The sequence below is a fragment of the Cryobacterium sp. N22 genome (genome assembly GCF_002929555.1).
GTDB lineage: Bacteria > Actinomycetota > Actinomycetes > Actinomycetales > Microbacteriaceae > Cryobacterium.
Genome location: NZ_PJJP01000037.1, coordinates 173,847 through 196,360, shown reverse-complemented (window position 1 = coordinate 196,360; position 22,514 = coordinate 173,847). Strand labels below are relative to the sequence as shown.

Annotated in this window: 25 protein-coding genes; 6 read left to right on the top strand and 19 right to left on the bottom strand. The window is 65.2% G+C overall.

The genetic code is table 11. The features are described from left to right. Positions 1 to 27 precede the first annotated feature (27 nt). Positions 28 to 573, bottom strand: coding sequence for a PadR family transcriptional regulator (locus CXY76_RS13560; RefSeq protein WP_104165348.1), 546 nt, complete (start codon positions 571 to 573; stop codon positions 28 to 30). A gap of 131 nt (positions 574 to 704) precedes the next feature. On the opposite strand from CXY76_RS13560, the gene CXY76_RS13555 reads away from it, so the two are divergent. Together CXY76_RS13555 and CXY76_RS13550 are read left to right on the top strand one after the other, a co-directional pair. Next, positions 705 to 1,328 carry a LysE family transporter gene (locus tag CXY76_RS13555; protein WP_104165346.1) on the top strand — a complete coding sequence of 208 codons (624 nt, stop codon included), beginning with the start codon at positions 705 to 707 and terminating at the stop codon, positions 1,326 to 1,328. 48 nt (positions 1,329 to 1,376) lie between these two features. Then, positions 1,377 to 2,285, top strand: a complete 909-nt coding sequence (locus CXY76_RS13550; RefSeq protein WP_104165344.1) for an isoprenylcysteine carboxylmethyltransferase family protein — start codon at positions 1,377 to 1,379, stop codon at positions 2,283 to 2,285. A 1-nt stretch (position 2,286) separates the two neighbouring features. Here CXY76_RS13550 and CXY76_RS13545 read toward each other — a convergent pair whose 3' ends face one another. Together CXY76_RS13545 and CXY76_RS13540 are read right to left on the bottom strand one after the other, a co-directional pair. After that, positions 2,287 to 2,640 carry a VOC family protein gene (locus CXY76_RS13545; RefSeq protein ID WP_104165341.1) on the bottom strand — a complete coding sequence of 118 codons (354 nt, stop codon included), beginning with the start codon at positions 2,638 to 2,640 and terminating at the stop codon, positions 2,287 to 2,289. 31 nt (positions 2,641 to 2,671) lie between these two features. After that, positions 2,672 to 3,505 carry an MSMEG_6728 family protein gene (locus CXY76_RS13540; protein ID WP_104165338.1) on the bottom strand — a complete coding sequence of 278 codons (834 nt, stop codon included), beginning with the start codon at positions 3,503 to 3,505 and terminating at the stop codon, positions 2,672 to 2,674. Positions 3,506 to 3,578: 73 nt separating this feature from the next. Between CXY76_RS13540 and CXY76_RS13535 the strand changes: the two genes are divergently transcribed. Continuing rightward, on the top strand, positions 3,579 to 4,472 hold the full coding sequence (locus CXY76_RS13535) for a DUF808 domain-containing protein (RefSeq protein ID WP_104165336.1): 894 nt from the start codon (positions 3,579 to 3,581) through the stop codon (positions 4,470 to 4,472). 23 nt (positions 4,473 to 4,495) lie between these two features. Here the strand turns inward: CXY76_RS13535 and CXY76_RS13530 are convergent, their stop codons facing one another. Both CXY76_RS13530 and CXY76_RS13525 read right to left on the bottom strand, forming a co-directional pair. Then, a complete protein-coding gene (locus CXY76_RS13530; protein ID WP_104165334.1) occupies positions 4,496 to 4,927 on the bottom strand; it encodes an SRPBCC family protein in 432 nt (143 codons plus the stop codon). A gap of 57 nt (positions 4,928 to 4,984) precedes the next feature. Then, complete coding sequence (locus CXY76_RS13525) at positions 4,985 to 5,683, bottom strand: DUF4386 domain-containing protein (protein WP_104165332.1); 699 nt, start codon at positions 5,681 to 5,683, stop codon at positions 4,985 to 4,987. 71 nt (positions 5,684 to 5,754) lie between these two features. Here CXY76_RS13525 and CXY76_RS13520 point away from each other — a divergent pair, with 71 nt between their 5' ends. Beyond that, positions 5,755 to 6,465 carry a TetR/AcrR family transcriptional regulator C-terminal domain-containing protein gene (locus tag CXY76_RS13520; protein WP_369826149.1) on the top strand — a complete coding sequence of 237 codons (711 nt, stop codon included), beginning with the start codon at positions 5,755 to 5,757 and terminating at the stop codon, positions 6,463 to 6,465. On the opposite strand, the gene CXY76_RS13515 is transcribed toward CXY76_RS13520, so the two are convergent. From CXY76_RS13515 to CXY76_RS13450, 14 genes are all read right to left on the bottom strand, one after another. After that, complete coding sequence (locus CXY76_RS13515; protein ID WP_146073461.1) at positions 6,441 to 7,304, bottom strand: urease accessory protein UreD; 864 nt, start codon at positions 7,302 to 7,304, stop codon at positions 6,441 to 6,443. The two genes, CXY76_RS13520 and CXY76_RS13515, sit on opposite strands and share 25 nt — an antisense overlap. Continuing rightward, positions 7,288 to 8,100 (bottom strand): urease accessory protein UreG, encoded by an 813-nt coding sequence (gene ureG, locus CXY76_RS13510; protein WP_233199840.1) that lies wholly within the window; start codon positions 8,098 to 8,100, stop codon positions 7,288 to 7,290. The genes CXY76_RS13515 and ureG overlap by 17 nt, the downstream gene beginning before the upstream one ends. Further along, positions 8,090 to 8,845 (bottom strand): urease accessory protein UreF, encoded by a 756-nt coding sequence (locus CXY76_RS13505; protein WP_104165326.1) that lies wholly within the window; start codon positions 8,843 to 8,845, stop codon positions 8,090 to 8,092. Before CXY76_RS13505 ends, ureG begins: the two co-directional genes overlap by 11 nt. A 16-nt stretch (positions 8,846 to 8,861) precedes the next feature. Continuing rightward, the gene (locus tag CXY76_RS13500; RefSeq protein ID WP_104165324.1) at positions 8,862 to 10,571 is read right to left on the bottom strand and encodes an urease subunit alpha; all 1,710 of its coding nucleotides are present in this window, start codon (positions 10,569 to 10,571) and stop codon (positions 8,862 to 8,864) included. After that, complete coding sequence (locus CXY76_RS13495; protein ID WP_104165322.1) at positions 10,564 to 11,124, bottom strand: urease subunit beta; 561 nt, start codon at positions 11,122 to 11,124, stop codon at positions 10,564 to 10,566. Before CXY76_RS13495 ends, CXY76_RS13500 begins: the two co-directional genes overlap by 8 nt. Next, positions 11,124 to 11,438: an urease subunit gamma gene (locus CXY76_RS13490; RefSeq protein ID WP_199190306.1), complete on the bottom strand. Its 315-nt coding sequence runs from the start codon at positions 11,436 to 11,438 to the stop codon at positions 11,124 to 11,126. Before CXY76_RS13490 ends, CXY76_RS13495 begins: the two co-directional genes overlap by 1 nt. 82 nt (positions 11,439 to 11,520) lie before the next feature. Further along, entirely contained in the window at positions 11,521 to 12,522 is a 1,002-nt protein-coding gene (locus CXY76_RS13485; RefSeq protein ID WP_233199839.1) for a HoxN/HupN/NixA family nickel/cobalt transporter, read from the bottom strand. A 133-nt stretch (positions 12,523 to 12,655) separates the two neighbouring features. Further along, positions 12,656 to 13,564 carry a PRD domain-containing protein gene (locus tag CXY76_RS13480; protein ID WP_255408477.1) on the bottom strand — a complete coding sequence of 303 codons (909 nt, stop codon included), beginning with the start codon at positions 13,562 to 13,564 and terminating at the stop codon, positions 12,656 to 12,658. Between the two features lie 10 nt (positions 13,565 to 13,574). Next, entirely contained in the window at positions 13,575 to 14,045 is a 471-nt protein-coding gene (locus CXY76_RS13475; protein ID WP_104165315.1) for a PTS glucose transporter subunit IIA, read from the bottom strand. A 12-nt stretch (positions 14,046 to 14,057) separates the two neighbouring features. Next, positions 14,058 to 15,599 (bottom strand): PTS transporter subunit EIIC, encoded by a 1,542-nt coding sequence (locus CXY76_RS13470; RefSeq protein ID WP_104165313.1) that lies wholly within the window; start codon positions 15,597 to 15,599, stop codon positions 14,058 to 14,060. A gap of 72 nt (positions 15,600 to 15,671) precedes the next feature. Further along, positions 15,672 to 16,364 carry an N-acetylmannosamine-6-phosphate 2-epimerase gene (locus CXY76_RS13465; RefSeq protein ID WP_104165310.1) on the bottom strand — a complete coding sequence of 231 codons (693 nt, stop codon included), beginning with the start codon at positions 16,362 to 16,364 and terminating at the stop codon, positions 15,672 to 15,674. Between the two features lie 210 nt (positions 16,365 to 16,574). Further along, a complete protein-coding gene (locus CXY76_RS13460; protein WP_199190304.1) occupies positions 16,575 to 16,907 on the bottom strand; it encodes a hypothetical protein in 333 nt (110 codons plus the stop codon). A 141-nt stretch (positions 16,908 to 17,048) separates the two neighbouring features. Next, positions 17,049 to 18,680 carry a helix-turn-helix transcriptional regulator gene (locus CXY76_RS13455; RefSeq protein WP_158253907.1) on the bottom strand — a complete coding sequence of 544 codons (1,632 nt, stop codon included), beginning with the start codon at positions 18,678 to 18,680 and terminating at the stop codon, positions 17,049 to 17,051. Positions 18,681 to 18,924: 244 nt separating this feature from the next. Next, positions 18,925 to 19,767, bottom strand: a complete 843-nt coding sequence (locus CXY76_RS13450) for an MBL fold metallo-hydrolase (RefSeq protein ID WP_104165305.1) — start codon at positions 19,765 to 19,767, stop codon at positions 18,925 to 18,927. A 212-nt stretch (positions 19,768 to 19,979) separates the two neighbouring features. On the opposite strand from CXY76_RS13450, the gene CXY76_RS13445 reads away from it, so the two are divergent. Together CXY76_RS13445 and CXY76_RS13440 are read left to right on the top strand one after the other, a co-directional pair. Beyond that, positions 19,980 to 21,395: an MFS transporter gene (locus CXY76_RS13445; RefSeq protein ID WP_104165303.1), complete on the top strand. Its 1,416-nt coding sequence runs from the start codon at positions 19,980 to 19,982 to the stop codon at positions 21,393 to 21,395. Positions 21,396 to 21,489: 94 nt separating this feature from the next. After that, on the top strand, positions 21,490 to 22,497 hold the full coding sequence (locus CXY76_RS13440; RefSeq protein ID WP_158253906.1) for a LacI family DNA-binding transcriptional regulator: 1,008 nt from the start codon (positions 21,490 to 21,492) through the stop codon (positions 22,495 to 22,497). Positions 22,498 to 22,514: the final 17 nt, after the last annotated feature.

The following is a 22,514-nucleotide window of genomic DNA, read 5'->3' as shown; positions in this document are numbered from 1 at the left end:
TCGGCTCCGGCGACCCGGCGACACCCGTTAGTCCTGGGCGAGGATCGAGTAAATCCGGCGACGTGCCTCGTCGATGGCCGCCACGGCCTGCTGGATTTGCTCCGGGCTGCCGGTGCGGCCGACCTGGGCGGCTGCCTGCGCGAGCTCGAATCCGGCCTTGGGCAGAGCGGTGAACCCGGGGTCGTCCGTCGAGCCGTCCGGCGACCACGGGGTCGATCCGCCGGACTTGGCGACCTCGTCACGGCCCGCGTCGGTCAGTGAATAGGTCTTGCGGCCGTTCGACTCTTCGGCGCTGATGAGGCCCTCGTCGGCCAACAGCTGCAGCGTCGGGTAGACCGAGCCGGCGCTGGGCTTCCAGCTGCCGCCGCTGCGTTCCTCGATCTCGTGGATGATCTGGTAGCCGTGCATCGGCTGCTCCGCGAGCAGAGCGAGCACCGCCGCACGCACGTCGCCGCGGCCCATGCGGGTGCCCACGCGTTTCTCGAACTTGGAGCGCAGCTGCTCCATCGCCTGCCACATGCCGTCGACGGGATTGCCGCCGCCGAACCCGCCGGCCGGGAATGAATTGCCCATGATGACCTCCTCAGTGAATCGCTAACGATACTCAACGATATAGTCCGGCGCGGCCAACCGGAAGAGATCGAGGGCTCCGAAACCCGACTCTCAGCGAACTCCCGCACTGGCGCAGAATCTAGGATGGTCGGATGCAGCTTTCCCTGTGGGTGGCCCTTGTCGGCGCGGGCACCTTGATCAGCTTCACGCCTGGTGCGGGGGCCATCAACACCATGAGCAACGCCCTGAACGCGGGCTTTCGACGTTCGATCTGGGGAATCCTCGGCCAGCAGGCCGCGTTGCTCATCCACATCGTCATCGTGGCGCTCGGACTCGGTCTGCTCGTAGCTAGCTCGCCGATCGCGTTCAACGTCATTCGCTACGCGGGTGCCGCCTACCTCGTGTATCTGGGCATCCGGCAGTTTCTGGCCAAGCCGGAGCTCGATGGCGAGCGTGCCGGCGCTCTGCGCGATGAGCCGCGCTGGTCGATGTTCCGGCGCGGACTGTGGGTGAACATGCTGAACCCGAAGGCGATTGTGTTCTTTCTCGCGTTCCTGCCCCAGTTCATCCGGGTCGACCGACCGTTGCCGGCCCAGTATCTGATTGTCGCCGCCACCGTCGTCGCGATCGACATTGTGGTGATGTGGTTCTTCTTCGCCGTGACGGCGCGCTCATTCCAGCGATTCACCCGCGACGCTCGGGGGCAGCAGGTGTTGAACCGCGTCTTCGGCGTGCTTTTCGTGGCCGTCGGCGTGCTGCTCGCGGTCATCCACTGAGTCCTCGGGCGGGCGGCGGCTGATACTACCCACCGTTAGGGTGAGCACATGCGATGGGGTCGAACATATTTCGCCGCGCAGGCGATTGCCGGTGCCGCGTGGTGGGTCGCGGTATTCGCGTCTCCCCTGGTGCGCGAGGTGACCCTGGGCGGCCTCAACCCGATCGTTGTCGCGGCGTTCGACATCCCTCTCTTCGTGGGGGCGTCGGCCTTGGCGGCGCTGGGCGTGAAGGGCGCCGCGGTTGTGAGCACCTGCTGGACGGGCGTCGTCGCCATCGCCCTGGCGGGGTATGCCACGGTCACCGCCGAAGCGGGCTGGGGGGTCGTCATCATGGCCGCGGCCGCCGCCGGGTCGGCGTTGGCGCTGTGCCTCGTGATGCTCGGGCGCATTCCCACCGACTGGATGATTCGGGGTCCGTTCGCCTTCCGCCCCGCGACCGTTCGACCTGTCGCTTCGGCCCACGTGGTCTCGACCTTCACACAGATCGCCGTCTTCTGGGGCCTGTTCCTCGTGGTCATCCCGCTGATCGCCGCCGTTCTCGAGCAGCGCTGGGCAGTTGCGCTCCCGTTCCCGGTGTTCGCCGGCCCCGTCGGCGTTGCGGTGCTCGTGGCCGCCAGCGCCCTGGGCATCTGGTCGGCCGTCGTGATGTCGACGCTGGGAAACGGCACACCGTTGCCCTCGGCGATGCCCAACAGCCTGGTCATCGCCGGACCGTACCGTTGGGTGCGCAACCCGATGGCCGTCTCCGGCATCGTGCAGGGTGTCGCGGTCGGCCTCATCCTCTCGTCCTGGCTCGTCGTCGTCTACGCGGTAGCCGGCTCGCTGCTCTGGAACTACGCCATCAGACCGCACGAAGAGGCCGACCTCGAACGCCGCTTCGGCGCCGAATTCCGACGGTATCGCGACGCGGTGCGGTGCTGGCTACCGCGAGTGCCGCTGGCGCCGTCCAGTCCGTGAGCTAGGAGGGGCGGGCCGAGAGAACGCAGAACTCGTTGCCCTCGGGGTCCGCAAGGACCACCCAGGGAACATCAACCTGACCGACATCGGCACGGCTCGCACCCATCGCGATCAACCGCTCGACCTCAACGCCCTGGTCGTCGGGGACGAAGTCGAGATGGAGGCGGTTCTTCACCCGCTTCTCTTCGGGCACCGAACCGAACAGCAGTGTCGGATGGGCGCCCTCCGCGGGCGCAATCTCCAACTCGTCGTCGCTCTCGCCGACCACGACCCAGCCCAACGCATCCCGCCACCACAGGCCGAGCACCCTCGGATCGCGGCTGTCGATGACGACTTCTTCCCACATCAGTGACATGCCCACACAGTACCGGGCCGTCGCTCGCTGGTCAGACTGAAAACACCGTGCGCGGATCCTGCAGCAGCGCCGGATATGGAAAGGAACGGCGCGCCAGCTCGCCCCGAAAGTCGACCGGCAGCCGCAGAACCAGCTCACCGTCCTCATCCGCCGCGGTCACAACTGAACCGGTCACGGTTCCGCGAACCAGGCTGTCGCCCGCAACGGTGAGGACCGCAATCGGCGTGCCGGGTTCGAGCGCCGCGAAGGCATCCAGCTGGGCCTCCCACTTCGCGGTGCGCTTACCGAGCGGGGACAGACCCCGCATTGAGACGGCTCCCCCGGTCATCCACTCCTCGAACTCGCCGGCATTGCGTGGGCGCAGGATCCACAACGGCGACAGGGCCTCTCCCGCCGTGCGGCTTGCAGTGCCCGGGATGCGCCCGGAAACGCCCGGGTCGGTGCCCGGCCAGACGTAGGGAAGGTCGTCCGGCACCCCGGGAAACAGCGGCGCGTAGAACTCCGGTGCCTTCCGCACGAGGTTGGAGCGGTGGCTCAGGTGCAGGGCCTCGTTGCCGAGCCAGGAGGGCGCGGGAAACGTTGCACCGTCGGTGGCCGCGGCCGGGGCGAACTCCGTGATGAGCGGGCGGGTGCTGTCGGCGTTGCCCCGATTGGTCCACTCGTCCACCATCGCCAGCGCGTAGCGAGTGAGTTCAGGTACGTACCCGCGCCACATCTGCATCGCGGGATGGCTCTGCCAGCCGTAGGCCGGCAGCACTATCGCACGGAGCACCTGCAGGGCCTCGACCCGCTGCTTGCCCAGTCGCGCGGAGTCCAGGATCTGCGCGCTCTCGTCAAAGTCGGCAAAGGGAAGAAATGTCTGCACTCCCCCACGGTACTGTGGACTCCGTTGCCGTCGCCCTCCACCAGGACGACACCCCGATTCCAAGGAGATCCAGATGTCGGTCGGCTTGCTCGCCGTGGTCGATGACATTCTTACCGCCGCCCTCAAGGCGAGCGCTAAGACCGCCGGTGTCGTCATCGACGACGCGGCCGTCACCCCGCAATACGTTCAAGGACTGACGCCGGCGCGCGAACTCCACGTGGTCTGGCGGATCGCCCTGGGCAGCCTGTTCAACAAGTTCATCATCATCATCCCGCTCGCGCTGCTGTTGTCCGCCTTCGCGCCCGTGGTGTTGCCGTTTCTGTTGATCCTCGGCGGCACCTATCTGTGCTTCGAGGGTGCGGAGAAGGTCACCGAGTGGTTCGGCGTGCATCACGCCGTTGCCGAGACCGAGTCGCGGGATGAGAAGAAGCTCGTCTTCGGCGCCATCCGCACCGACCTCATCCTCAGCACCGAAATCATGCTCATCGCCCTGGCCAGTCTGGATCCCGATTTTGGCGTCTGGATGACGCTCGGCGCCTTGGTGGTCATCGGCCTCGGCATGACGGCGCTCGTTTACGGCGCGGTTGCCCTGCTGGTGAAGATCGACGACATCGGGCTGTCCATGATGAAGAATTCAGCGCGCCAGGTGCGCCGCACCGGCGCGCGCATCGTGGCATCGATGCCCGCCGTGTTCAAGGTGATCAGCATCATCGGAACCGTCGCCATGCTGTGGGTGGGTGGTCACCTGGTGATTACCAACCTGGCCGAAACGTTCTGGCACGGCCCCCACGACGTGCTGCACGCCGTGACGCACGCGGTCGACGCCGCCGGACCGGTCGTCGTCTGGGTCACCGACACGGCGATGTCGGCCGTGTTCGGTCTCATCCTGGGCATGGCCGTTGTCGGGATCGTTCTCGGAGCGTCGCGCCTGCTCAAGCGGAACCAGCCGGAGAGCGTCGCGCACTGAGGCGTCTCGTCAGGCGAAACACTTCACGTCTCAAGCGCCGTTTTCACCCGCTGCAGGTGGTCACCGTCTTCCTTCTTCAGGACCGCAACGACCATGGGGAGCATTAACTTCTTTGCTCCACTGGCCGTGACCTCACAGACCAGCTCCACGCGCGTGCCCGTCGATTCCGGTCGAAACGCATATCGGTAGACGGTTTCGATTCCCTCGGTCAGGTTCTTCACGCCATACTCTCGACTCGGTTCGTAGGCAACGACCTCGAGCTCAACCTGTTCTTCCTTACCCCTCATCACGCGAGTCTCACGGAGCAGGGTTCCGACACGGGTGGGGCCGTCCGTGATCTTGACCATGCTGGTGACTGACTGAACAATCTGGGGTGCGTTGTCGGGCGAGGTGACAAAGTCAAAGACGTCTTGCGGTGGACGAGAAATCCATTCACTCAGCTTGAATCCGGCCATTTTCTTCTCCTCTGTAGGGTCGATGGTAACGAGCGGGAAGGCCGGCCGCTACGAGGGTCAGCGGGACGGGAGGCGGCGGCCCATGATCAGCAGCCAGAAGATGATGACCACTTCGCCCACAAAGAGGAACTGGGCGAAGACGGCGGTGAAGCCCGGGATGACGGCCATGCCGATGGCGTCCGCCAGATAGCCCACGCCTGCGACGACCAGCAGGATGCCGAAAATCCTCGCCATGAACCCGGACCGGAACGCAAGGTAGCCGACCAGGAGCAGTGAGGTGCCGAACAGGCCCAGGCTGATAACCCAGATAGTGCTGAATGACTCCAGCACCGGCAGCGCAGCCACGGGATCTTCGAGGAGCGAGAACCCGATCACCAGCTGGCTGACGGCCACCAGGAGCAGCAGCGCGTAGACGGTTCTCAACCAGCCGGCCGCCGCCGAAACCCGACGGTTCACGGGTCTGAGCAGTACGTACAGGGCGCCCGCCACGAGGACGTCGAGCAGGGCCACAATAACGAAACTCACGACACCCGCCCAGAACAGCAGCGGGGTGGCGGAGATGTTCTGGGCGGTAAGAGTGGCGTCCCCTGGAATGATCAGGGCGATGGCTCCGAAGTTGGCGAAGCCTCCGAGCACCGCCATGACGGCGAGGCCGGATCCGGCGACCAGTGCCGCGGTGCGCGGCGACCAGGTGGTGAAACGCAACCCGTGCCGGGGAACGACAGTCTCCGTGGAGGCGATTACTGTCGCGTTCATGAGGTCTCCTTACGTCGTAAGTTTATGATGTAAGTAACCTACGACTACGGAGTAAGGTTGTCAACGGAACAGTGAGGGACATCATGGGGAAGCCGGCGGGCAAGGCGGACAGGTCTTCACGGGGACGACTGAGCCGCGACAAGGTACTGAGCACGGCCATCGCGCTCGCCGACAACGGCGGCATCGAGTCACTGACCATGCGCAGGCTCGGTGACGAGCTCGGGGTCGAGGCCATGTCGCTGTACAACCATGTGGCCAACAAGGAAGACCTGCTCAACGCCATGGTCGATGCCGTGTTCAGCGAGATCGAGCTGCCCTCGCACAGCGAGGGTTGGAAGTCTGCGATGCGCAAGCGATCGGTCTCTTTCCGCGCCGCCCTGTCACGCCATCCCTGGGCTACGGGGTTGACGGACTCCGGGACGAACCCCGGGCCCGCAACGCTGCGGCATCACGACCGTGTCATCGGCACTTTTCGGAACGCCGGATTCTCCGTGGCCATGGCCGCCCACGCGTTCGCCGCTCTGGACAGCTATATCTACGGTTTTGCGATGCAGGAGAAAAGCCTGCCCTTCACGACGGAGGAGGAGACGGCCGCGATGGCGCAGATCATGCTCGCCCAACTCCCTGCCAATGAATATCCGTATCTCGCCGAGCTGACCGCCGACCACGTCCTGAGGCCGGGTTACAACTACGGCAACGAATTCCCGCTCGGCCTCGATCTCATCCTCGACGGGCTGGAACGCTGGCTAACGCAGCCTCACGGTGACCTGCCCGCTCCGTAGACGTCTCGCGCGCTTCGTCCGAGCGTGAACGGTGCAAACGCCCGGTCAAGACGCACGCGCAGGTCGATGGCATCGGCCGCCAGGCTGGAGATCAGCGCGGCGTGCTCCGAAAGCTGAAGCACGGCGGTGTCCGGGCAATCGACGAGGGTCGCACGGCCGAATGGGTCCATGGCATTTGGCGCGGAATCTACGACCACGACCGAGCCCAGTGCCTGACGTCCCCCGGTGATGGCAGCGCTCTGCCAGCCGGGGGCATCCGGCCCTACCGAAAGTTCTTGGTCGAAGATCGCCACGTCCCGGTGCGTCACGCGGAGCCGCTGCCGAAAGTCGCCGGGCATCTCGCCGTGCCGTCCCAGCATGAATTCCTCCCGCGCGTACAGCCGAGCGCCGTCGGCCAGGTCGATTCGGGCGACTGTCGTGTGTCGGCAACGCGAGGCAGCGATCTGCACACCGGGACGCCACACCAGGGTGCCGCCCGCCGCGACGGAGACGTTGACCTCGCTGAGGGACTCGTCTCCGTGAGTTCCGGGGAGCACGAGCGTCGCGGCGACGGAACCGAGCAAGAGGGTGGCGCCTTCGCCCACGCGCACGTCCAGACGCCAGTGGTCTCCGCCCAGCGGACCTGCCGCTCCCGCCACCACCCGCACGCTGACCGCCTCTCGAGGAGGGATATCCCAGCGGTCGGCCCATCGTGGCAGCGTCTCCCGGGTCGGGCGCAGCACAATAGCTCCCTCCGACCGCAGCCGGCGGATGCGCGCGCGCACGCCTCCCCCGCCCGCTGCCTCCAGGTCGACATCCAGACCGGCATGCGCGCGCATCAGATCAACGGGCGTGGTCAATCAGCATCTCGCGCACCCATTCGGCGACGGATGCTGCGGTCGGATCGTCGGTGAGCGAGGTGAACAGGATGGGCAGATCCTTGCGTTTCGCCTTCGCGTCGCGATCCATCACCGCGAGGTCGGCATGAACATAGGAGGCGAGATCGGTCTTGTTGATGACGAGCAGGTCGGAGGTGGACACTCCTGGTCCACCCTTCCGCGGCACCTTGTCCCCACCGGCGACGTCGAGCACGAAGATCTGGCGGTGCACAAGACCCCGACTGAATGTCGCGGTCAGGTTGTCGCCACCGCTCTCGACGAGAATCAGATCGAGCGGGGTGAGCTTCTCCTCCAGCTCCTCAATCGCTTCCAGGTTGGTGGAGATGTCGTCCCTGATGGCGGTGTGCGGGCATGCACCGGTTTCCACCGCCGTCACGCGCTCGGTGGAGATCACACCGTTGCGGAGCAGGAAGTCGGCATCCTCCGTGGTGTAGATGTCGTTGGTGACGACCGCCAATTGCAGCTCATTTCCCAGCGTGCGGCACAACGCCGCGACCAGGGCGGTCTTGCCGGAGCCGACCGGTCCTCCGATCCCGATCCTCAGCGCGTGTTCCGCACGTCTGACGAGCGGCGCCTGTTCGTCCTGGTGGATGTGGTCGGGAGTGGCCAGGAGGGTGTTCGCGCCCTCGCTGCTCGCTTCCCGCACCGGCGAAGCACCATGGCCGTGGTGGTCGCTGCCGTGGTGATCGAGTCCGTGGCTTCCGTCGTGCTTGTGTTCGTGGCTGTGATCGTTAGCTGGCAAATCGTTAGCTGGCAAAGAGACGCACCTCCCAGGTCGCATGGACTTCGGCTGAAATATCGAGAAGGTATCCCCCGCGTGACGGCAGGTCCGCCAACGGAAATCGCGCGCACGCAGCCGCCTCTGCGGCTACCCGTGAGACCTCCGGGGCGAGGCGGGCGAGGGCAGCGTTGACATCGAAGGGGTCCAGCCCGAGGAGGCGAACGGACGCCGTCGCGGGTCCGGCGATCGATTCCTGAGCGGCCGCAATGGCAACACATTCCGGCGGCTGGCCTGCGGCGGCGGCGACCGCGCCGAAGGCCACCGGTTGGTGCAAGCCTTGCGATGGAACGCTGGCCAGCTGCTCGAGGGAGGAGTTCGGCCAGATCCTCCGCCCGGCGCGCACGAGCTGACGTCCGAGCCGGCGAGAAACGGTGCGGAGCACCGGAGACGGCGTTCGTGCGTTGAACTCCGCGTCGAGTGGGGAGAGCAACTCGTGCAGGTTACCGCCCTCGGTGTCCGCGCCGGTCTCTGCGCCGCCGGCGGCAAACCGGCCGTCCATGGAACGGAGCGCGACCTCGCATGCTGCCGCGGCGAAGGCGGCGGCCACGAGTCCTACGGTGTGGAGACGACCGAGCAGGAACTGTTCCATCGTGGCGAGGGTCCGGGTCCCCTCGTTCTCGGCTGCCGCCTCGAAACCGCCGGAGTGCGCGTGCCCTCCCGCGGGGAATCGCCCGTCGGTCAGGAGCAGGAGCGCTGGTAGGTTGCGCGAGACGTTGGTCATGTGAGGCAGCCGGTCATCAGAAGAGGAAGTAGCGTTGCGCCATCGGCACCACGTCTGCTGGCTCGTGCTCGATGAGCTCTCCATCCACCGTGACGGAGTAGGTGTCAGGATCCACCTCGATCCTGGGCAGCGCCGAATTCTCCGGCATGTCTTCCTTGGTCCGCCCGCGGCAGTTCTCGATGGCGACGAGTTTTCGGTCGATGTTCAGCCTGTCGGCCAATCCATCGTCGATCGCGGTCTGTGACACGAATGCCACGCTTGTCGCGGCGGCAGCGGGGCTGAAGGCGCTGAATCCCGGGCGCTGGAGCACGGGCTGAGGTGTGGGGATGGAGGCGTTGGGGTCGCCGAGCGCGGCGACGGCAGCCACTCCGCCTTTGAAGACCGCCGTCGGCCGTACGCCGAAGAGGGCCGGCTGCCAGAGCACAAAATCGGCCATCTTTCCTGCCTCTATCGACCCGATCTCGCGTTCCAGGCCGTGGGCGATCGCCGGGCAGATCGTATACTTCGCCACGTAGCGGCGAGCTCGATGGTTGTCGGCTCGTCCGTCGCCGGGCAGGGGCCCGCGAAGCTTTTTCATCTGGTGCGCGGTCTGCCAGGTGCGCATGACGACTTCACCGATTCTGCCCATGGCCTGCGCGTCGGAAGACATGATCGAAATCGCCCCGAGGTCCTGCAGGACATCCTCGGCAGCGATGGTTCCCGCGCGTACCCGGCTCTCGGCGAAGGCGAGGTCGTTCGGGACCAGCGGATTCAGGTGATGGGCCACCATCACCATGTCCAGGTGCTCGTCCACCGTATTGACGGTGAACGGCCGGGTGGGGTTCGTTGAGGCTGGGAGCACATTGCGTTCACCAGCGATTCGTATGATGTCGGGGGCATGGCCGCCACCGGCGCCCTCGGTGTGAAACGAGTGAAACGTGCGTCCGTTCACCGCCCGGAGCATGTCCTCGACGAAACCAGCCTCGTTGAGGGTGTCCGAGTGGATGGCGACCTGGACGCCGGATTCGTCGGCCACCCGGAGTGAGGCGTCGATGACCGCGGGAGTCGCTCCCCAGTCCTCATGGACCTTGAATCCGCCGACGCCACCGCGAAGCTGTTCCCACAACGCTTCCGTCGACACCGTGTTCCCGCGTCCGAGGAACAGCACGTTCAACGGCCACGGGTCGAAACCCTCCAGCATCCGCGCCATCCACCACGAACCCGGTGTGGTGAGGGTAGCTTTCGACCCCTCCGTCGGGCCAGTCCCTCCTCCCACCACCGTCGTCGTGCCGGTGGACAGTGCGACCCTGAGCATGTCCGGGCCTACGAAGTGCACGTGCGTGTCGACGGTACCCGCCGTCATGATCAAGCCGTTGCCGGCCATGATTTCAGTCGAGGGGCCGATGACCAGATCCGGGTGGACGCCGTTCATGGTGTCGGGGTTGCCGGCCTTGCCCAGCGCGACGATGCGACCGTCGCGGATTCCCACGTCAGCTTTGACGACACCCCAGTGATCCAGCACCACGACCCCGGTGATCACCAGGTCGGGTGTGCCCTCGGCTCTGGTCGCCCGCGATTGGCCCATGGACTCCCGGATTGATTTCCCCCCTCCGAACACCGCTTCGTCGCCGCCCACACACATGTCTTTCTCGACCTCGATCAGCAGATTCGTGTCTGCGAGACGAATACGGTCCCCGGCGGTCGGCCCGAACGAACTCACGTATTCAGATCTGGCAATGTCAGCCATCGAGTTTCCCTCCACAGAGACCACGAAGCCCCTCGACGATGCGCCTGCCCTGGATCGGGACCAACTCCACCACTTCCGCGGCGCCGGGCTCGAATCGGGCCGACCCTCCCGACAGGACGTTGAGTCGCTTTCCCCACGCCGCGTCCCGGTCAAAGCTGAGACCTGCGTTCACCTCAGCGAAGTGATAGTGGGAACCGACCTGAATCGGCCGGTCCGCCGTGTTCTCCACCCGGATCGTGGTGACCTCCATCCCGGCATTGATCTCTACGTCTCCGGCAGCGAGGATGATCTCGCCGGGGATGAGGAGGTCGGCTTCGGCGACCTCTGGATCAGGAAGGCGGCGGGGAGCCTGGCGCAGGTTGGTTCCCGGCCGTCTCGGTTCGCTGCCGGCCCCGACGCCCGAGGAGAGATGCCGGTCCGCGCCCGCGGCCGGATCGGGTTGTTCCTGATCGGGATAGTCGCGACCGGGATCATCGGACGGATGGAACCGAACCGTGAGGATCGGCGCGCTCTCGGTATATGGCGTGGCGAATGGGTTGCCCTTGCGAATCATCAGAGCAAGGGTCCAGTCACGGTCACGAGTTTCGTGCCATCGGGAAAGGTCGCTTCGACCTGCACCTGCGCAAGCATCTCCGGGACCCCGTCCATGACATCGTCACGTTTCAGAATGTGCCGCCCGGCCTCCATCAGGTCAGCCACCGAGTCACCGTCACGCGCACCCTCAAGAAGAAACGCGGTGATGATAGCCGTGGCCTCAGGGAGATTCAGTTTCAGGCCCCGCGCCTGACGCTCCATGGCAAGCTTGGCGGCGGTGTAGATCATCAGCCGCTCCTGCTCGTGATTAGTCAGAAACACAGGCTGCTCCATCCAGCGGATGAGTCGATTAAATGCTCAACGTAGCACCCGACACCACGCCGGACAACGGTTCTGTGACCCGACAGAAGCTGCCTCAACGTGGGCTGGTGTAGCGCGCTTCCACGCGGGCGAGCTTCCAATAGGCGAATGATCCCAGCCACGTGGCAAGGAGCACGGCGACGATGATGAAGCCAAAGTTTTCCAAGTCCAGTGACCCCACCCAGGCCAGCGGACCGCTGCGCACCTTCAATTGATCCGCCAGCAGCCCGATCAGCCCGACGCCGCCGACGAGAAAGGCCACCGCCACTGACATCGCGGTCACCGTGAGGTTGTAATAGACCTTGCGCACCGGACGCGCATAGGCCCAGGCGTAGGCGCGCTTCATCACAACACCGTCCAGTGTGTCGAACAGAGTCATACCGGCGGTGAAGAGAATGGGAAGCACCAGGACGACGTACCAGGGCGCGGTCAATGCTGCACTCCCCCCGACGACGAACAGCCCAATGGTGGTTGCTGTGTCGAAGCCCAGCCCGAAGAGGACGCCGATGGGATACATCTTCCATGGCGCATCCACCCTGCGCGAGAGCGGGCCGAGAATCCGGTTGAGCACGCCGCGGGCAGCGAGCTCCTTGTCAAGCTGGGCTTCATCGAATTCGCCGCCTCGCATGCGGTGAAAAACCTGCCAGATGCCGCGGAGCGTGACGAAATTGACGGCACCGATGACGACCAGGAACACCCCGGACACAACCACGCCCCAGACCCCGGCGAGCGTTGTGAAGGTCGAGCCGTCGTCAGAGATTTCGGCCGCGAGAACGTTCGAACCGGCCGCAAGAAGGCTGACGGCGACAACAACGACCGTCGAGTGTCCCAGGGCGAACCAGAATCCGACAGAGACCGGTTCCTGGCCGTCCGCGGCGAGCTTTCGCGTGGTGTTGTCGATCGCCGCGATGTGGTCCGCGTCGAAGGCATGACGAATGCCCAGGGTGAACGCCGTGATGGCCAGTCCGAGTCCAAACAGGGAGTGGTCGCCCAAGACATAGTTGCCGGGCAGAACGACGACAAAGAACATGCCCCAACCCAGGCCCAGGAGAAGCATGACTGCGGCTCCCATGCCGATCAGTGAGCGTCTGTTCTTTCCGCTCCGTGACCGCGCCATCCGCAACACCCAACTCCTCCGTGAGCGATTTTGCAGACACTGTACATCGTCGGCCGACGGTTATGGCCGCTGGCTACCGTGGCTCATCCATCTCGGCATAGAGACGTGTTGTGTGCAGAGCGAGGTAGGAGATTTCGTCTTTGGTGATGACTCGATTGATCGCCTGGCCGATCAGCGCGGCGATATCCCAGGCAGCCTCGGCGGCTTCGGGATAGGCCTGCTGCACCGCACTGAGCACGTCCAGGCGGGACGTGTTCAGCTGCTTGTCGCTCGCGGCCCGGGCGAACACGTAACGCAGATGCGTCACAAACCGCGCGGCACTGCTCGCGTTCTCATCGATCGGCCGGCCCCAGCGTTCCGCCAGGCGCAGGAACACCCGGCTGATGGTTTCGGTCATGGCGACGGTTTTCGAGAAGTCACCCTTCGTCCACTGCTGGTTGACGAAGTGCAGCGCGAACGCGACCCACTCATCATCCTGCAGCCGCACCCCGAGCCTCTCGTTCACCAGGGTCACAACCTGCCGCCCCAATGCCGCTTCGGCAGGGTAGAGCTGGGCCACTTCCCACCGGAGCGGGAAGTCGATCTGAGTGCCTTCTCGCGCCCGGTGCACCGCAAAGGTGAGGTGGTCAAGGACCGGGATCATAAGCGACTGTCGCGGCTCCAGGCCCAGAGTCGCATGGCCCAACTCGGTGATCGTCTGGGCCAGCGTGATGTGGTCAGAGGGCGCGTCGCTGAGCAATCCCGCCAGCTGAGGGGCCCGGTAGAGCCCCTCAGCCACAAAACGTTGATCGGCCAGGGAAATATCGACGGTTTCTCCCGGGCGGCGCTGGAAACCGATCCCCTTGCCCAGCAACACCACCTCGGTGCTGTCTGGCTCGATGGCGAGCACCACGTTGTTGTTATAGACGCGCTTAATACAGGCCTGCCTCGAAGACGTCAGGTCAGATTCCCCGGAGTGTCCGCTTCCGGCAGTTACCTCCACGGCCAGCCCCTCATTTCCGGCGCACCGTGATCACGGATGCGCCGTTGGCCTGAAGGTCAGGCGGGCTCATGGAGAATTTGGCCCCATTGGTCAGGAGGACGGGAGTGGCCATGGATGGCACCTTGGTCTTGATGTCGACCAGGTCGCAACTGATGATGACGTCACCGCGGGACACCGTCTCGCCGGCCTTCCGGTGACCGGTGAATCCTTCGCCCTTGAGGGTGACGGTGTCTATTCCGATGTGGACCAGGATCTCCGCCCCGTCGTGGGTGCGGACGGCGAACGCATGCAGCGTTTTTGCGACCAGGACCAGTTCCCCGTCCACCGGGCTGCGGAAGAATCCGCTCGTCGGCATGACGGCGAACCCGTCGCCGACGGAGCGCTGTGCGAAGACGGGATCCGGAACCTCGTCGAGGGAGACGATTCGCCCTGACACGGGGCTGAATACGGACTCGCTCTTTTTCTTGAATGGGTTAAGCATGTGCGTGTTCCTTTAGTCGTCGAGGCCGAGGCTCTCATTAATTGCGCTCTTGTACAAAATGGCTTTACCGCCGTAAACCGCCTGAACGCCGCCCCGGACTTCGAACACGTCCGTAGCTCCCAACTTTCGCAGAGCGGGCTTGTCAACTTTGGCGGGGTCCTTCACTGAGACGCGCAGTCGGGTGATGCAGGCGTCCACCTCTTCGAGGTTGGTCGCACCGCCCAGGGCTTCCAGGATCTGTGCGGCTTCCTTCTGAATTGTGCTTTCGCCACGGCCACCGACCAGAGCCGGCACGAGGGCGGGGTCGTCCTGGGCTTCGGGCTCGGCAACCCCGATCGTGTCCTCCAGGTGACCTGGAGTGCCGATCTTGAACCGTTTGATGGCGAAGCGGAAGGAGAAGTAGTACAGCGCGAACCAGACCGCGCCGATGGGCAGGACGAGCAGCCAGTTGGTCTGGTCATTGCCTTGCAGGATGCCGAAGAGCGTGAAGTCGATCGCGCCGCCGGAAAAGGTGTTGCCCAGCCGGATATCCAGGATGTCGGCGAGGAAGAAGGAGACACCGTCCAGGAAGGCATGGAACACGTACAGCAGAGGCGCGACGAACAGGAACATGAACTCGATGGGTTCGGTGATGCCTGTGATGAATGACGTCAACGCCACGGAGAGGAACAGCCCCGTGTACTTGGCACGACGCCCCTTGGGGATGCAGTGCCACATGGCGAGGCAGGCGGCCGGCAGACCGAACATCATGGTCGCGAAGCGGCCGGAGAAGTAGCGGGTGCCCTCGGTGTACAGACCGACGTGGTTGGGGTCGGCCAGCTGTGCGAAGAAGATCTTCTGAGCGCCCTCGACCATGGTCCCGTTGACCAACTCGGTTCCGCCCAGCGGGGTGTACCAGAACAGCGGATAGATCATGTGGTGCAGGCCGACGGCGCCGCTGAGGCGCATCCCGAACCCGTAGAAGAACGTGCCCAGCGGCCCGAGGCCGGCCATCCAGGTGCCGGCGGAGAGCATTCCCTGCTGGATGGGCGGCCAGGTGAGGAAGAAGAAGATGCCCACGAAGATCGCGGCGAAGGCTGTCACGATCGGCACAAAACGGGATCCGCCGAAGAAGCCGAGAACGGCCGGCAGCTCGATGTTGCGGTAACGGTTGTGCAAGAAAACGGCCGTTGCGCCGATGACCAGTGCGCCGACGACACCGGTGTCGACAGGTTCGGCGTCGGGCTTGAAGATGTCCAGCATCGCTGTGATGGTGGCGGTCATGACCAGGTACCCGACGATTCCGGCCAGGGCGGCAGTGCCCTTGTCGCGCTTCGCCAGGCCGATGCAGAGACCGATCGACAGCAGCAAGGCCAAGTTGGTGAAGATGGTCGAGCCGGCGGCGGACATGACGCCGAAGATTCCCTGAAGAATCGTGTTGTCCAACGCCGGGAAGGCCTTGACGGTGTTGGGGTTGGACAGCGCACCGCCGATGCCGAGCAGGAGCCCGGCCGCCGGAAGGATCGCAATCGGCAGCATGAACGCCTTGCCGATCTTCTGGAATTGCTTGAACATGATTGCTGCTCTCATTTCAGGCGCGACGACGTGGGCGCGCAGGAAGGAAGGGGTGAGGTTGAGGGAGAGGTTTTAGGCGAGGGCTTCGACGAACTCGGTGGCGATTTCCAGTGGCCGGGTGATCGCTCCGCCGACCACCACGCAGAAGGCGCCGAGATCGATCATCTGGCGGGCTTGCTCCGGAGTGCGGATCCGGCCCTCGGCGATGATCGGTACCGCGGTCTGGGCCGCCAGCTGTTCGACCAGGCCGAAGTTCGGCGCCGGTGCCGTTAGGGACTGTGGCGTGTAGCCGCTGAGGGTTGTGCCCACGAAGTCGACCCCGGCCTCTGCCGCGGCCAGGCCTTCGTCGAGGGTGGCGATGTCGGCCATCAGGGCCAGTCCCGGGTGTTCAGCCCGGATCTGCGAGATGAAGGCGGCCGGGCTGAGACCGTCGACGCGCTCGCGGTGGGTGAGATCCACTGCCACGATGTCCGCGCCCGCTGTGACGAGGGCATCCACCTCGGTCATCGTCGCGGTGATGTAGGGCTCAAACGGCGGGTACTGCTTCTTGATCAGCCCGATCACCGGAAGCCCGACGGCTGCCTTGATCTCGCGGACATCACGGGTGGAGTTGCTGCGAATCGCCACCGCACCTGCCTGGGCAGCCGCTGCGGCCAGGAGTGGCATCACGCCGCCTTCGTCGACGAAGAGCGGCTCGCCTGGCAGCGCCTGGCAGGACACGATAAGACCGCCGCGTAGGCGGTTCACGAGAAGGGGGCTGGTCATGGACGTACCTCGGTCACTGGAAGACGTGTTAGTTCATGCACAGAGCAGTGCATGGACTTTCGTCTCAGGTTTTGCCGTAAGTTACAATCCCGATGACTCTCGCGAAACGATCGCGCTCGTATAACGTACATGGTTTTTCGCCGGTTCGTCGAGAGCACTCCTCTACCCCGTGATCTCGTACCCCGTGATCCCGTCGCGCATGGCGCAGGGTCAGCGCGCGCCCTCGAGGGGCCGGTTCGGGCTGTCGTGGTGTTCGTCAACGACAGGAATTGTGCGCTCGGCGGCGGGGCGACGCTGGCGCAGGCAGAGCACGAGCATCACCGCACAGGACACAACGTAGAAGGTGTGAAGCCCCCAGATCGGGCCGCACGGCAGCGTGAACACGTAAAGCGAATACACCATGTTCGCGGCGTTGATCATGACCAGACTGGACAGGCTGTACGACGAGACATCCCGTGTGCGCAGTGCTTTGCGCAGCATTGGCAGGTTGCTCACCGCGAAGACCACGGTGGAGATCGTGCCTGCGACGATCGGGATGTCCATGTGTTCAACGGTAGGCGTGGCCTTCATCGGTCGCTTCGAACAAATCGCTCATTTTGGCGCGACCCCGCGATGGGAAGAATTATGTAGAGAGGGGCTCGGAGCCGGCGCGAACGGCATGGGTATCGACAGAACCGCGGGCCTTTAGATGAGTCCGTTTTCGTACGCGTACGCGGTCGCGGCAGCCCGTGAGGAGAGTCCGAGCTTGCCGAAGATATTGCTGAGATGTCGCGCGACGGTCTTCTCACTCAGCGACAGCCGGCCCGCGATCCCCCGGTTGGTGAGCCCCGTCGACACCAGGCGCAGGACCTCGACTTCACGGTCGGTGAGGGTCCCGGTCGGGCGTTGGCCGGTCAGCGTGGTGAGCCCGGTCAGTTCGGACTGAGCGCCGAGCTCGAGGAACACCGCGCGCGCCGCCTCGAATTCCGCAGTCGCGGCGTCGGACTTGTCGAGCGCGCGAAGCGCCTGTCCTCGTACTACACCGCACCTCGCCACCTCGTAGGGGACATCGAGCGCCGACCAGGCTGTACTCGCCGTCCTGACCCGTTCGAGCGCCACCGAGGGGTCGCCCTCTGCGAGCAGCACTCGAGCCTCAGCGAACCCAGCGATCGCCGCGAGCATGGTTGTCGGCGCCGATCTGCTCAGCGCGATCAGTTCAGCCGCGGCCCGTCGCGCTGCAGTGACATCGCCGGCGACGAGTTCGATCTCAACCACCGCTGGCAGCAGGCGGCGGCGGGTGGCTGGTTCTGCGCCTGCGACGGCGCTGCGGATCATGGACTGTGCGGTCGTATACTCGCCCTCGGCGAGACGGAGCAGCGCGATACCCGGTTGTGGGTCCCATCCTGTCTCGGCGGCACGCCGATAGTGCTCCCCCGCGCGACGGAGCTCGCCGCGCAGGCGATGCAACTCGGCGAGCTGGTAGTTCGCGACGTAGGCCGCAGTGAAATCACCAGCTCGGAATCGTTCTTCCGCTGTCGTGGCAGCCGCGGATGCCTCCGCCCATTCGCCGTGGAGCAGGAGCTGTTGGGCGCGATAGGCATGACACTGACCGCTGTACGCCACGAGGTCGGGCTGCTCGCGGCACCACTGATCGAAGGCCGCGGTCCACACCTGCGCGCGCTCCAGGTCGAATGCCTCATGACTAACGTCGAGGAGCACTCGGTAGAGAATGCACGTCATGACCGGCGACACCTCGTTCGCGGTCACCGCCGCCACCGCTCGGTCAAGGCTTTCGAAGCCCTCAGCGGGCCGTCCCATCGTTGTCAGGCACTTTCCTCGGCCGAGTGCCGCGAACGCGGAAAGTTCCCGGTCGCCAGTGCGTTCGGCGACCGTGGCTATCGCTTCGAATCGCTGTTTGGCATCCTCGACGTCTCCGACGAACAACGGCGCGAGGGCGGCGGGCACCAGTGCCACACGCCCGCCGACCGAGTCCGCATCGTCGAGGCGCTCCATGAGGTGTTGTCCGCGAGCGATCCAGTTCAGGCTCGGGGACAGCTCGTCGGCTTCGAGGAGTTCGAGCGCGATCCATCCCGCTGTGCGCGCCGCTCCCACCGTGTCACCGCCCGCCAAATACCGTTCGTGGGCATCCATCAGCGCCTCGAACGCGGACTCGTGGCGACCTCGAAGGAACAGCGCCGTGGCCATCAACTCAAGGTCCAGCGGGGCGAGACCTTCAGCGAGCGTCGATTGTGCTTCAGCGAACTGCTCGCACGCCTCGCGCCAGCGGCGCCCGGCCACGGCGGAACGGCCGAGCTCCAGTGCACGCGACGAGACCATTGCGCTCCCACCCGAGCGCACACTCGACGGGGCGGCGCTCGCATCGTGTGGGAACAGTAGCGCCGACGTCATCCCGGTCGCAAGGCTTCGCGCACCACGCGGCAGGAGCGACGTGGGCAATGCAGGGTCATGGTGACTCGAATGAAGCCTGGCCTGCGCAGAACTCTCACCTCGATATAAGGAAAAAGTGACTATATAAGGACGGTATCGGACCTACGGTCCTTATTTCCGACCGTTGTCCTTATTAACGCTCGTCGCTCGCCGCCCGCTCATCGCCCGCGTTCGCTCGCTTTGGGGCGAGCTGCTGAAGTTGCCATTGATGCACGTCGGCCAGCCACTCCAACGGGGCCGATGGGCCCACCCGAAAGTCGTCGGGATCAACGCCGTCACGCAGAGCCTGCACGTACGCGCGATCCTGTTCGATCCGCGCCAGTACCTGATCAGCTTCGCCGACCGACCCGTGACCGGGGATGACAACATCAACGTCCTCCGCCACGCCCTCGAACAGCCGGAGCGCGTCGAGGTAGTCTTCGATCGGATTCGACGCCGCCAGGTCGAGGAACGGCATCAGGATGTCCGAGAGCATGTCGCCGGCAACAAGAACGCCGCGCTCCTTGATCAACAGCGCCGCATGGCCGGTGGCATGCGCCTGATGCTCGATGATACGAACCTCGGGGCCGTCCCAGGGCACCTGCGCGGCTCCGGCGGGCAGACCGGTGATGAAACCGAGTAGTTCCATCGGGATCTCGTCGGCGTACTCCGGCGGGAGCCCCTCGGCCACGCGGGCCTTCCAGTCCGCGTTCGACAACACATCCCGGATAGACGCCGCGCAGCGGGCTGTGCCGTAACGGGGCACCACACCGAAGCCTGCGTGCCAGAGCACATGATCCCAGTCCGGATGCGTCGAGAAGCCGGCCACCACGGGCTGGCCTAACTCGCGAAGGTCGTTCGCGAGTTCGGCCATTTCATCCCGGGTGATGCCGGGGTCGATGAGCAACACGCCCGCCCGGCCCTGCACGACAACGGAATTACTCTGGATGAACTCGCTCTCGTGAACCAGCACACCGTCCGCGACCTGCTTCAGCATGGGAGTCCTTCCGCTTGTGGTTTGCGATCGATGTCGAAACGGTACTACCGGCCGGAGTAGAGCACCACGGACGAAGCAGTGAGCCGTGACATGTTCACGGGGTCTCCTTACAATGAGGTTCAGCGGTCTCCGATCTGCTGAGACCGTCGATTCGAGCGGCGGCCGTTCGAACTCACGACGCGACTCCGAGCGCACCCGGGGAGGACGATCACATGGGCAGCACGGACGACGCACCAGCCGCATCCCCAACTCGCACGGAACCGTCACCCGGTGGTGCCCGCACCTTCGCGCAAGTGCTGGTGAACACGGCGGTCGCGAACGTCACGACGAGTTTCCTCTGGTTCGCCCTCACCTTCTGGGTCTATCTGGAGACGCGCTCGGTGCTCGCTACCGGCATCATCGGCGGAGCGTACATGCTGCTCGTCGCCGTATTCTCGATGGCGTTCGGCACGATCGTGGACCGGCACCGCAAGCATCTCGTGATGGTGTTCGCGGGCCTGGTCACCCTGATCGCCTTCGGCATCGGCGGCGGGTTGTATTTCCTGTTCCCGGAGTCCACGCTGCTCGACATCAGCGGGCCGATGTTCTGGCTGTTCAGCGGAATCATCCTCTTCGGGGCGGTCATCGAGAACCTGCGCAACATCGCACTGTCCACCGTCGTCACGTTGCTGATCCCCACCGAGCGGCACGCGAACGCGAACGGGCTGGTGGGCACGGTGCAGGGGCTCGCCTTCATGGTGACGAGCGTCTTCAGCGGGCTCGCGATCGGGCTGTTGGGCATGGGGTGGACGCTCATCATCGCGATCATTCTGTCGGCGGCGGCCCTGCTGCACCTGCTGTTCCTGCGCATCCCAGAAGAACAACCGAAGCAGGATGGCGAGCGGCGTCCGCTGATCGACCTGCGCGGCAGCATCACGGCGGTGAGGGCGGCGACGGGGCTCTTCGCGCTCATCATCTTCTCGACGTTCAACAACTTCATCGGCGGCGTGTATATGGCGCTCATGGACCCCTACGGCCTCGAGCTCTTCCCTGTGGAGGTGTGGGGCATCGTGCTCGGTGTCTCGTCAACCGGGTTCATCATCGGTGGCCTGCTGATCGCGAAGTTCGGGCTCGGTCGCAACCCGGTGCGCACGATGCTGCTGCTCGTGATCCTGATGGGTGTGCTCGGGGCACTGTTCACGATCCGTGACTGGTGGTGGCTATACGCGGCGGGCATCTGGCTCTACATGACGCTCATCCCCGCCGTGGAGGCGTCAGAGCAGACGGTCATCCAGAAGGTGGTGCCGTTCCACGTGCAGGGGCGCGTGTTCGGGTTCGCTGCGGCGTTCGAGTCGGCGGCGGCCCCCGTCACCGCGTTCCTCATCGCGCCGATCGCCGAGTTCATCATCATCCCGTTCATGAACTCGGATGCCGGGCGCGACGGCCTCGGCTGGCTCCTGGGCGATGGCGAGGCTCGAGGCATCGCGCTCGTGTTCCTCATCGCCGGGATCGTGATGGTCCTCGCGGCCATCGCTGCGTTCTTCACCACGTCGTACCGCCGCATCTCGGCGCAGTACCTCGACCAGGCCGAGTCGGTTTCTGCTGAGGGCGCTCAGGATCCGACGGCGGAGGCGCAGCTGCGGCACTGAAACGACCGCCACCGTCGCCGCGTGTCCCGGCATCCGCTGCCCGTAGGCTGAGTGGATGGAGAGTGGTCGGGCGCCGGGTAACAGGCGTGCACGCGTGAGCGACGTCGCTGCGGCTGCCGGGGTGTCGCCTACCACGGTGTCGCACGCGCTCAGCGGTGCCCGCACAGTCAACGTCGCGACACGCGAGCGGATCCTGTCGGTCGCCCGCGAGCTCGGGTATGTGCCCGACCGCGTGGCGAGCGGGCTGCGCCGTCGCCGCACGGGCGTGGTTGGCCTCATCGGAGACAACATTGCAGAGACACCGTTCGCGGGACGCATCATCGAGGGTGCGCGCCGAGCGGGACTCGAGCACGATGTGCTTCTGATGGTGGGTGAGAGCGGCGGTGACCCCGAGGCTGAGGGCCACCTCATCGAGCTCTTCCGAGCTCAGCGGGTCGACGGCCTGCTTATCGCGCGCATGTACCACCAGTGCGTCCCTCGCCCGTTGGTGCCCGACGACCTGCCGGTCGTGCTCGTCGACGCCGTCCCCGAACCGGACTGGCTGGTGGACGCCGTCGTTCCGAATGAGACCCAGATCGCCGCCCTCGCCTGCGAGCGCCTCACCCGGGCCGGGCACCGCGACATCGCTTATGTCGGCACGACGGACGAGTCGCGTGCGGCGCATGGCCGGCTGCTCGGGGTGCGCTTGGCGCTCGACAACGCCGGCATTGCGCTCAGCGACCGGCGGGTGGCCTTCTGCACGTCGGACGCGTGGGGTGGTCGGCGGGCGGGCGGCGAACTACTCGAGCAGGATAATCGCCCCACGGCGATCATTTGCTTCAACGACCAGATCGCGATGGGGGTGATGCAGGCGGCGGCTCGGCGAGGTATCTCGGTCCCGGAGGGGCTGTCTGTGGTGGGCATCGATGACCTGCATCCGGTCGCCGACGCTCTCGACCCGGGCCTGACCACCGTGGCGCTACCTCACTCGGAAATGGGGCGATGGGGCATGGCGCGATTGATCGAACGCATCGGGGGCGCCCCACTTGGCGCCGACCAGGCTGTGGAGCAGTTGCCGGGCTGGCTCGTCGAACGCGGCTCGGTCGCAGCGCCCGTTCGCTGAGCGACCGTGCCTGCGGG

Excerpts from the sequence above, each read along its gene's own strand:
- CXY76_RS13535 (WP_104165336.1), top strand. The coding sequence starts at position 3,579 with ATGTCGGTCGGCTTGCTCGCCGTGGTCGATGACATTCTTACCGCCGCC.
- CXY76_RS13475 (WP_104165315.1), bottom strand. The coding sequence starts at position 14,045 with ATGCTTAACCCATTCAAGAAAAAGAGCGAGTCCGTATTCAGCCCCGTG.
- CXY76_RS13500 (WP_104165324.1), bottom strand. The coding sequence starts at position 10,571 with ATGGCTGACATTGCCAGATCTGAATACGTGAGTTCGTTCGGGCCGACC.
- CXY76_RS13455 (WP_158253907.1), bottom strand. The coding sequence starts at position 18,680 with ATGGTCTCGTCGCGTGCACTGGAGCTCGGCCGTTCCGCCGTGGCCGGG.
- CXY76_RS13470 (WP_104165313.1), bottom strand. The coding sequence starts at position 15,599 with ATGTTCAAGCAATTCCAGAAGATCGGCAAGGCGTTCATGCTGCCGATT.
- CXY76_RS13560 (WP_104165348.1), bottom strand. The coding sequence starts at position 573 with ATGGGCAATTCATTCCCGGCCGGCGGGTTCGGCGGCGGCAATCCCGTC.
- CXY76_RS13505 (WP_104165326.1), bottom strand. The coding sequence starts at position 8,845 with ATGACCAACGTCTCGCGCAACCTACCAGCGCTCCTGCTCCTGACCGAC.
- CXY76_RS13495 (WP_104165322.1), bottom strand. The coding sequence starts at position 11,124 with ATGATTCGCAAGGGCAACCCATTCGCCACGCCATATACCGAGAGCGCG.
- CXY76_RS13555 (WP_104165346.1), top strand. The coding sequence starts at position 705 with ATGCAGCTTTCCCTGTGGGTGGCCCTTGTCGGCGCGGGCACCTTGATC.
- CXY76_RS13450 (WP_104165305.1), bottom strand. The coding sequence starts at position 19,767 with ATGCTGAAGCAGGTCGCGGACGGTGTGCTGGTTCACGAGAGCGAGTTC.
- CXY76_RS13545 (WP_104165341.1), bottom strand. The coding sequence starts at position 2,640 with ATGTCACTGATGTGGGAAGAAGTCGTCATCGACAGCCGCGATCCGAGG.
- CXY76_RS13485 (WP_233199839.1), bottom strand. The coding sequence starts at position 12,522 with ATGCTTCTCCTGGGCCTGGGTTGGGGCATGTTCTTTGTCGTCGTTCTG.
- CXY76_RS13460 (WP_199190304.1), bottom strand. The coding sequence starts at position 16,907 with ATGGACATCCCGATCGTCGCAGGCACGATCTCCACCGTGGTCTTCGCG.
- CXY76_RS13445 (WP_104165303.1), top strand. The coding sequence starts at position 19,980 with ATGGGCAGCACGGACGACGCACCAGCCGCATCCCCAACTCGCACGGAA.
- CXY76_RS13490 (WP_199190306.1), bottom strand. The coding sequence starts at position 11,438 with ATGGAGCAGCCTGTGTTTCTGACTAATCACGAGCAGGAGCGGCTGATG.
- CXY76_RS13465 (WP_104165310.1), bottom strand. The coding sequence starts at position 16,364 with ATGACCAGCCCCCTTCTCGTGAACCGCCTACGCGGCGGTCTTATCGTG.
- CXY76_RS13525 (WP_104165332.1), bottom strand. The coding sequence starts at position 5,683 with ATGAACGCGACAGTAATCGCCTCCACGGAGACTGTCGTTCCCCGGCAC.
- CXY76_RS13530 (WP_104165334.1), bottom strand. The coding sequence starts at position 4,927 with ATGGCCGGATTCAAGCTGAGTGAATGGATTTCTCGTCCACCGCAAGAC.
- CXY76_RS13550 (WP_104165344.1), top strand. The coding sequence starts at position 1,377 with ATGCGATGGGGTCGAACATATTTCGCCGCGCAGGCGATTGCCGGTGCC.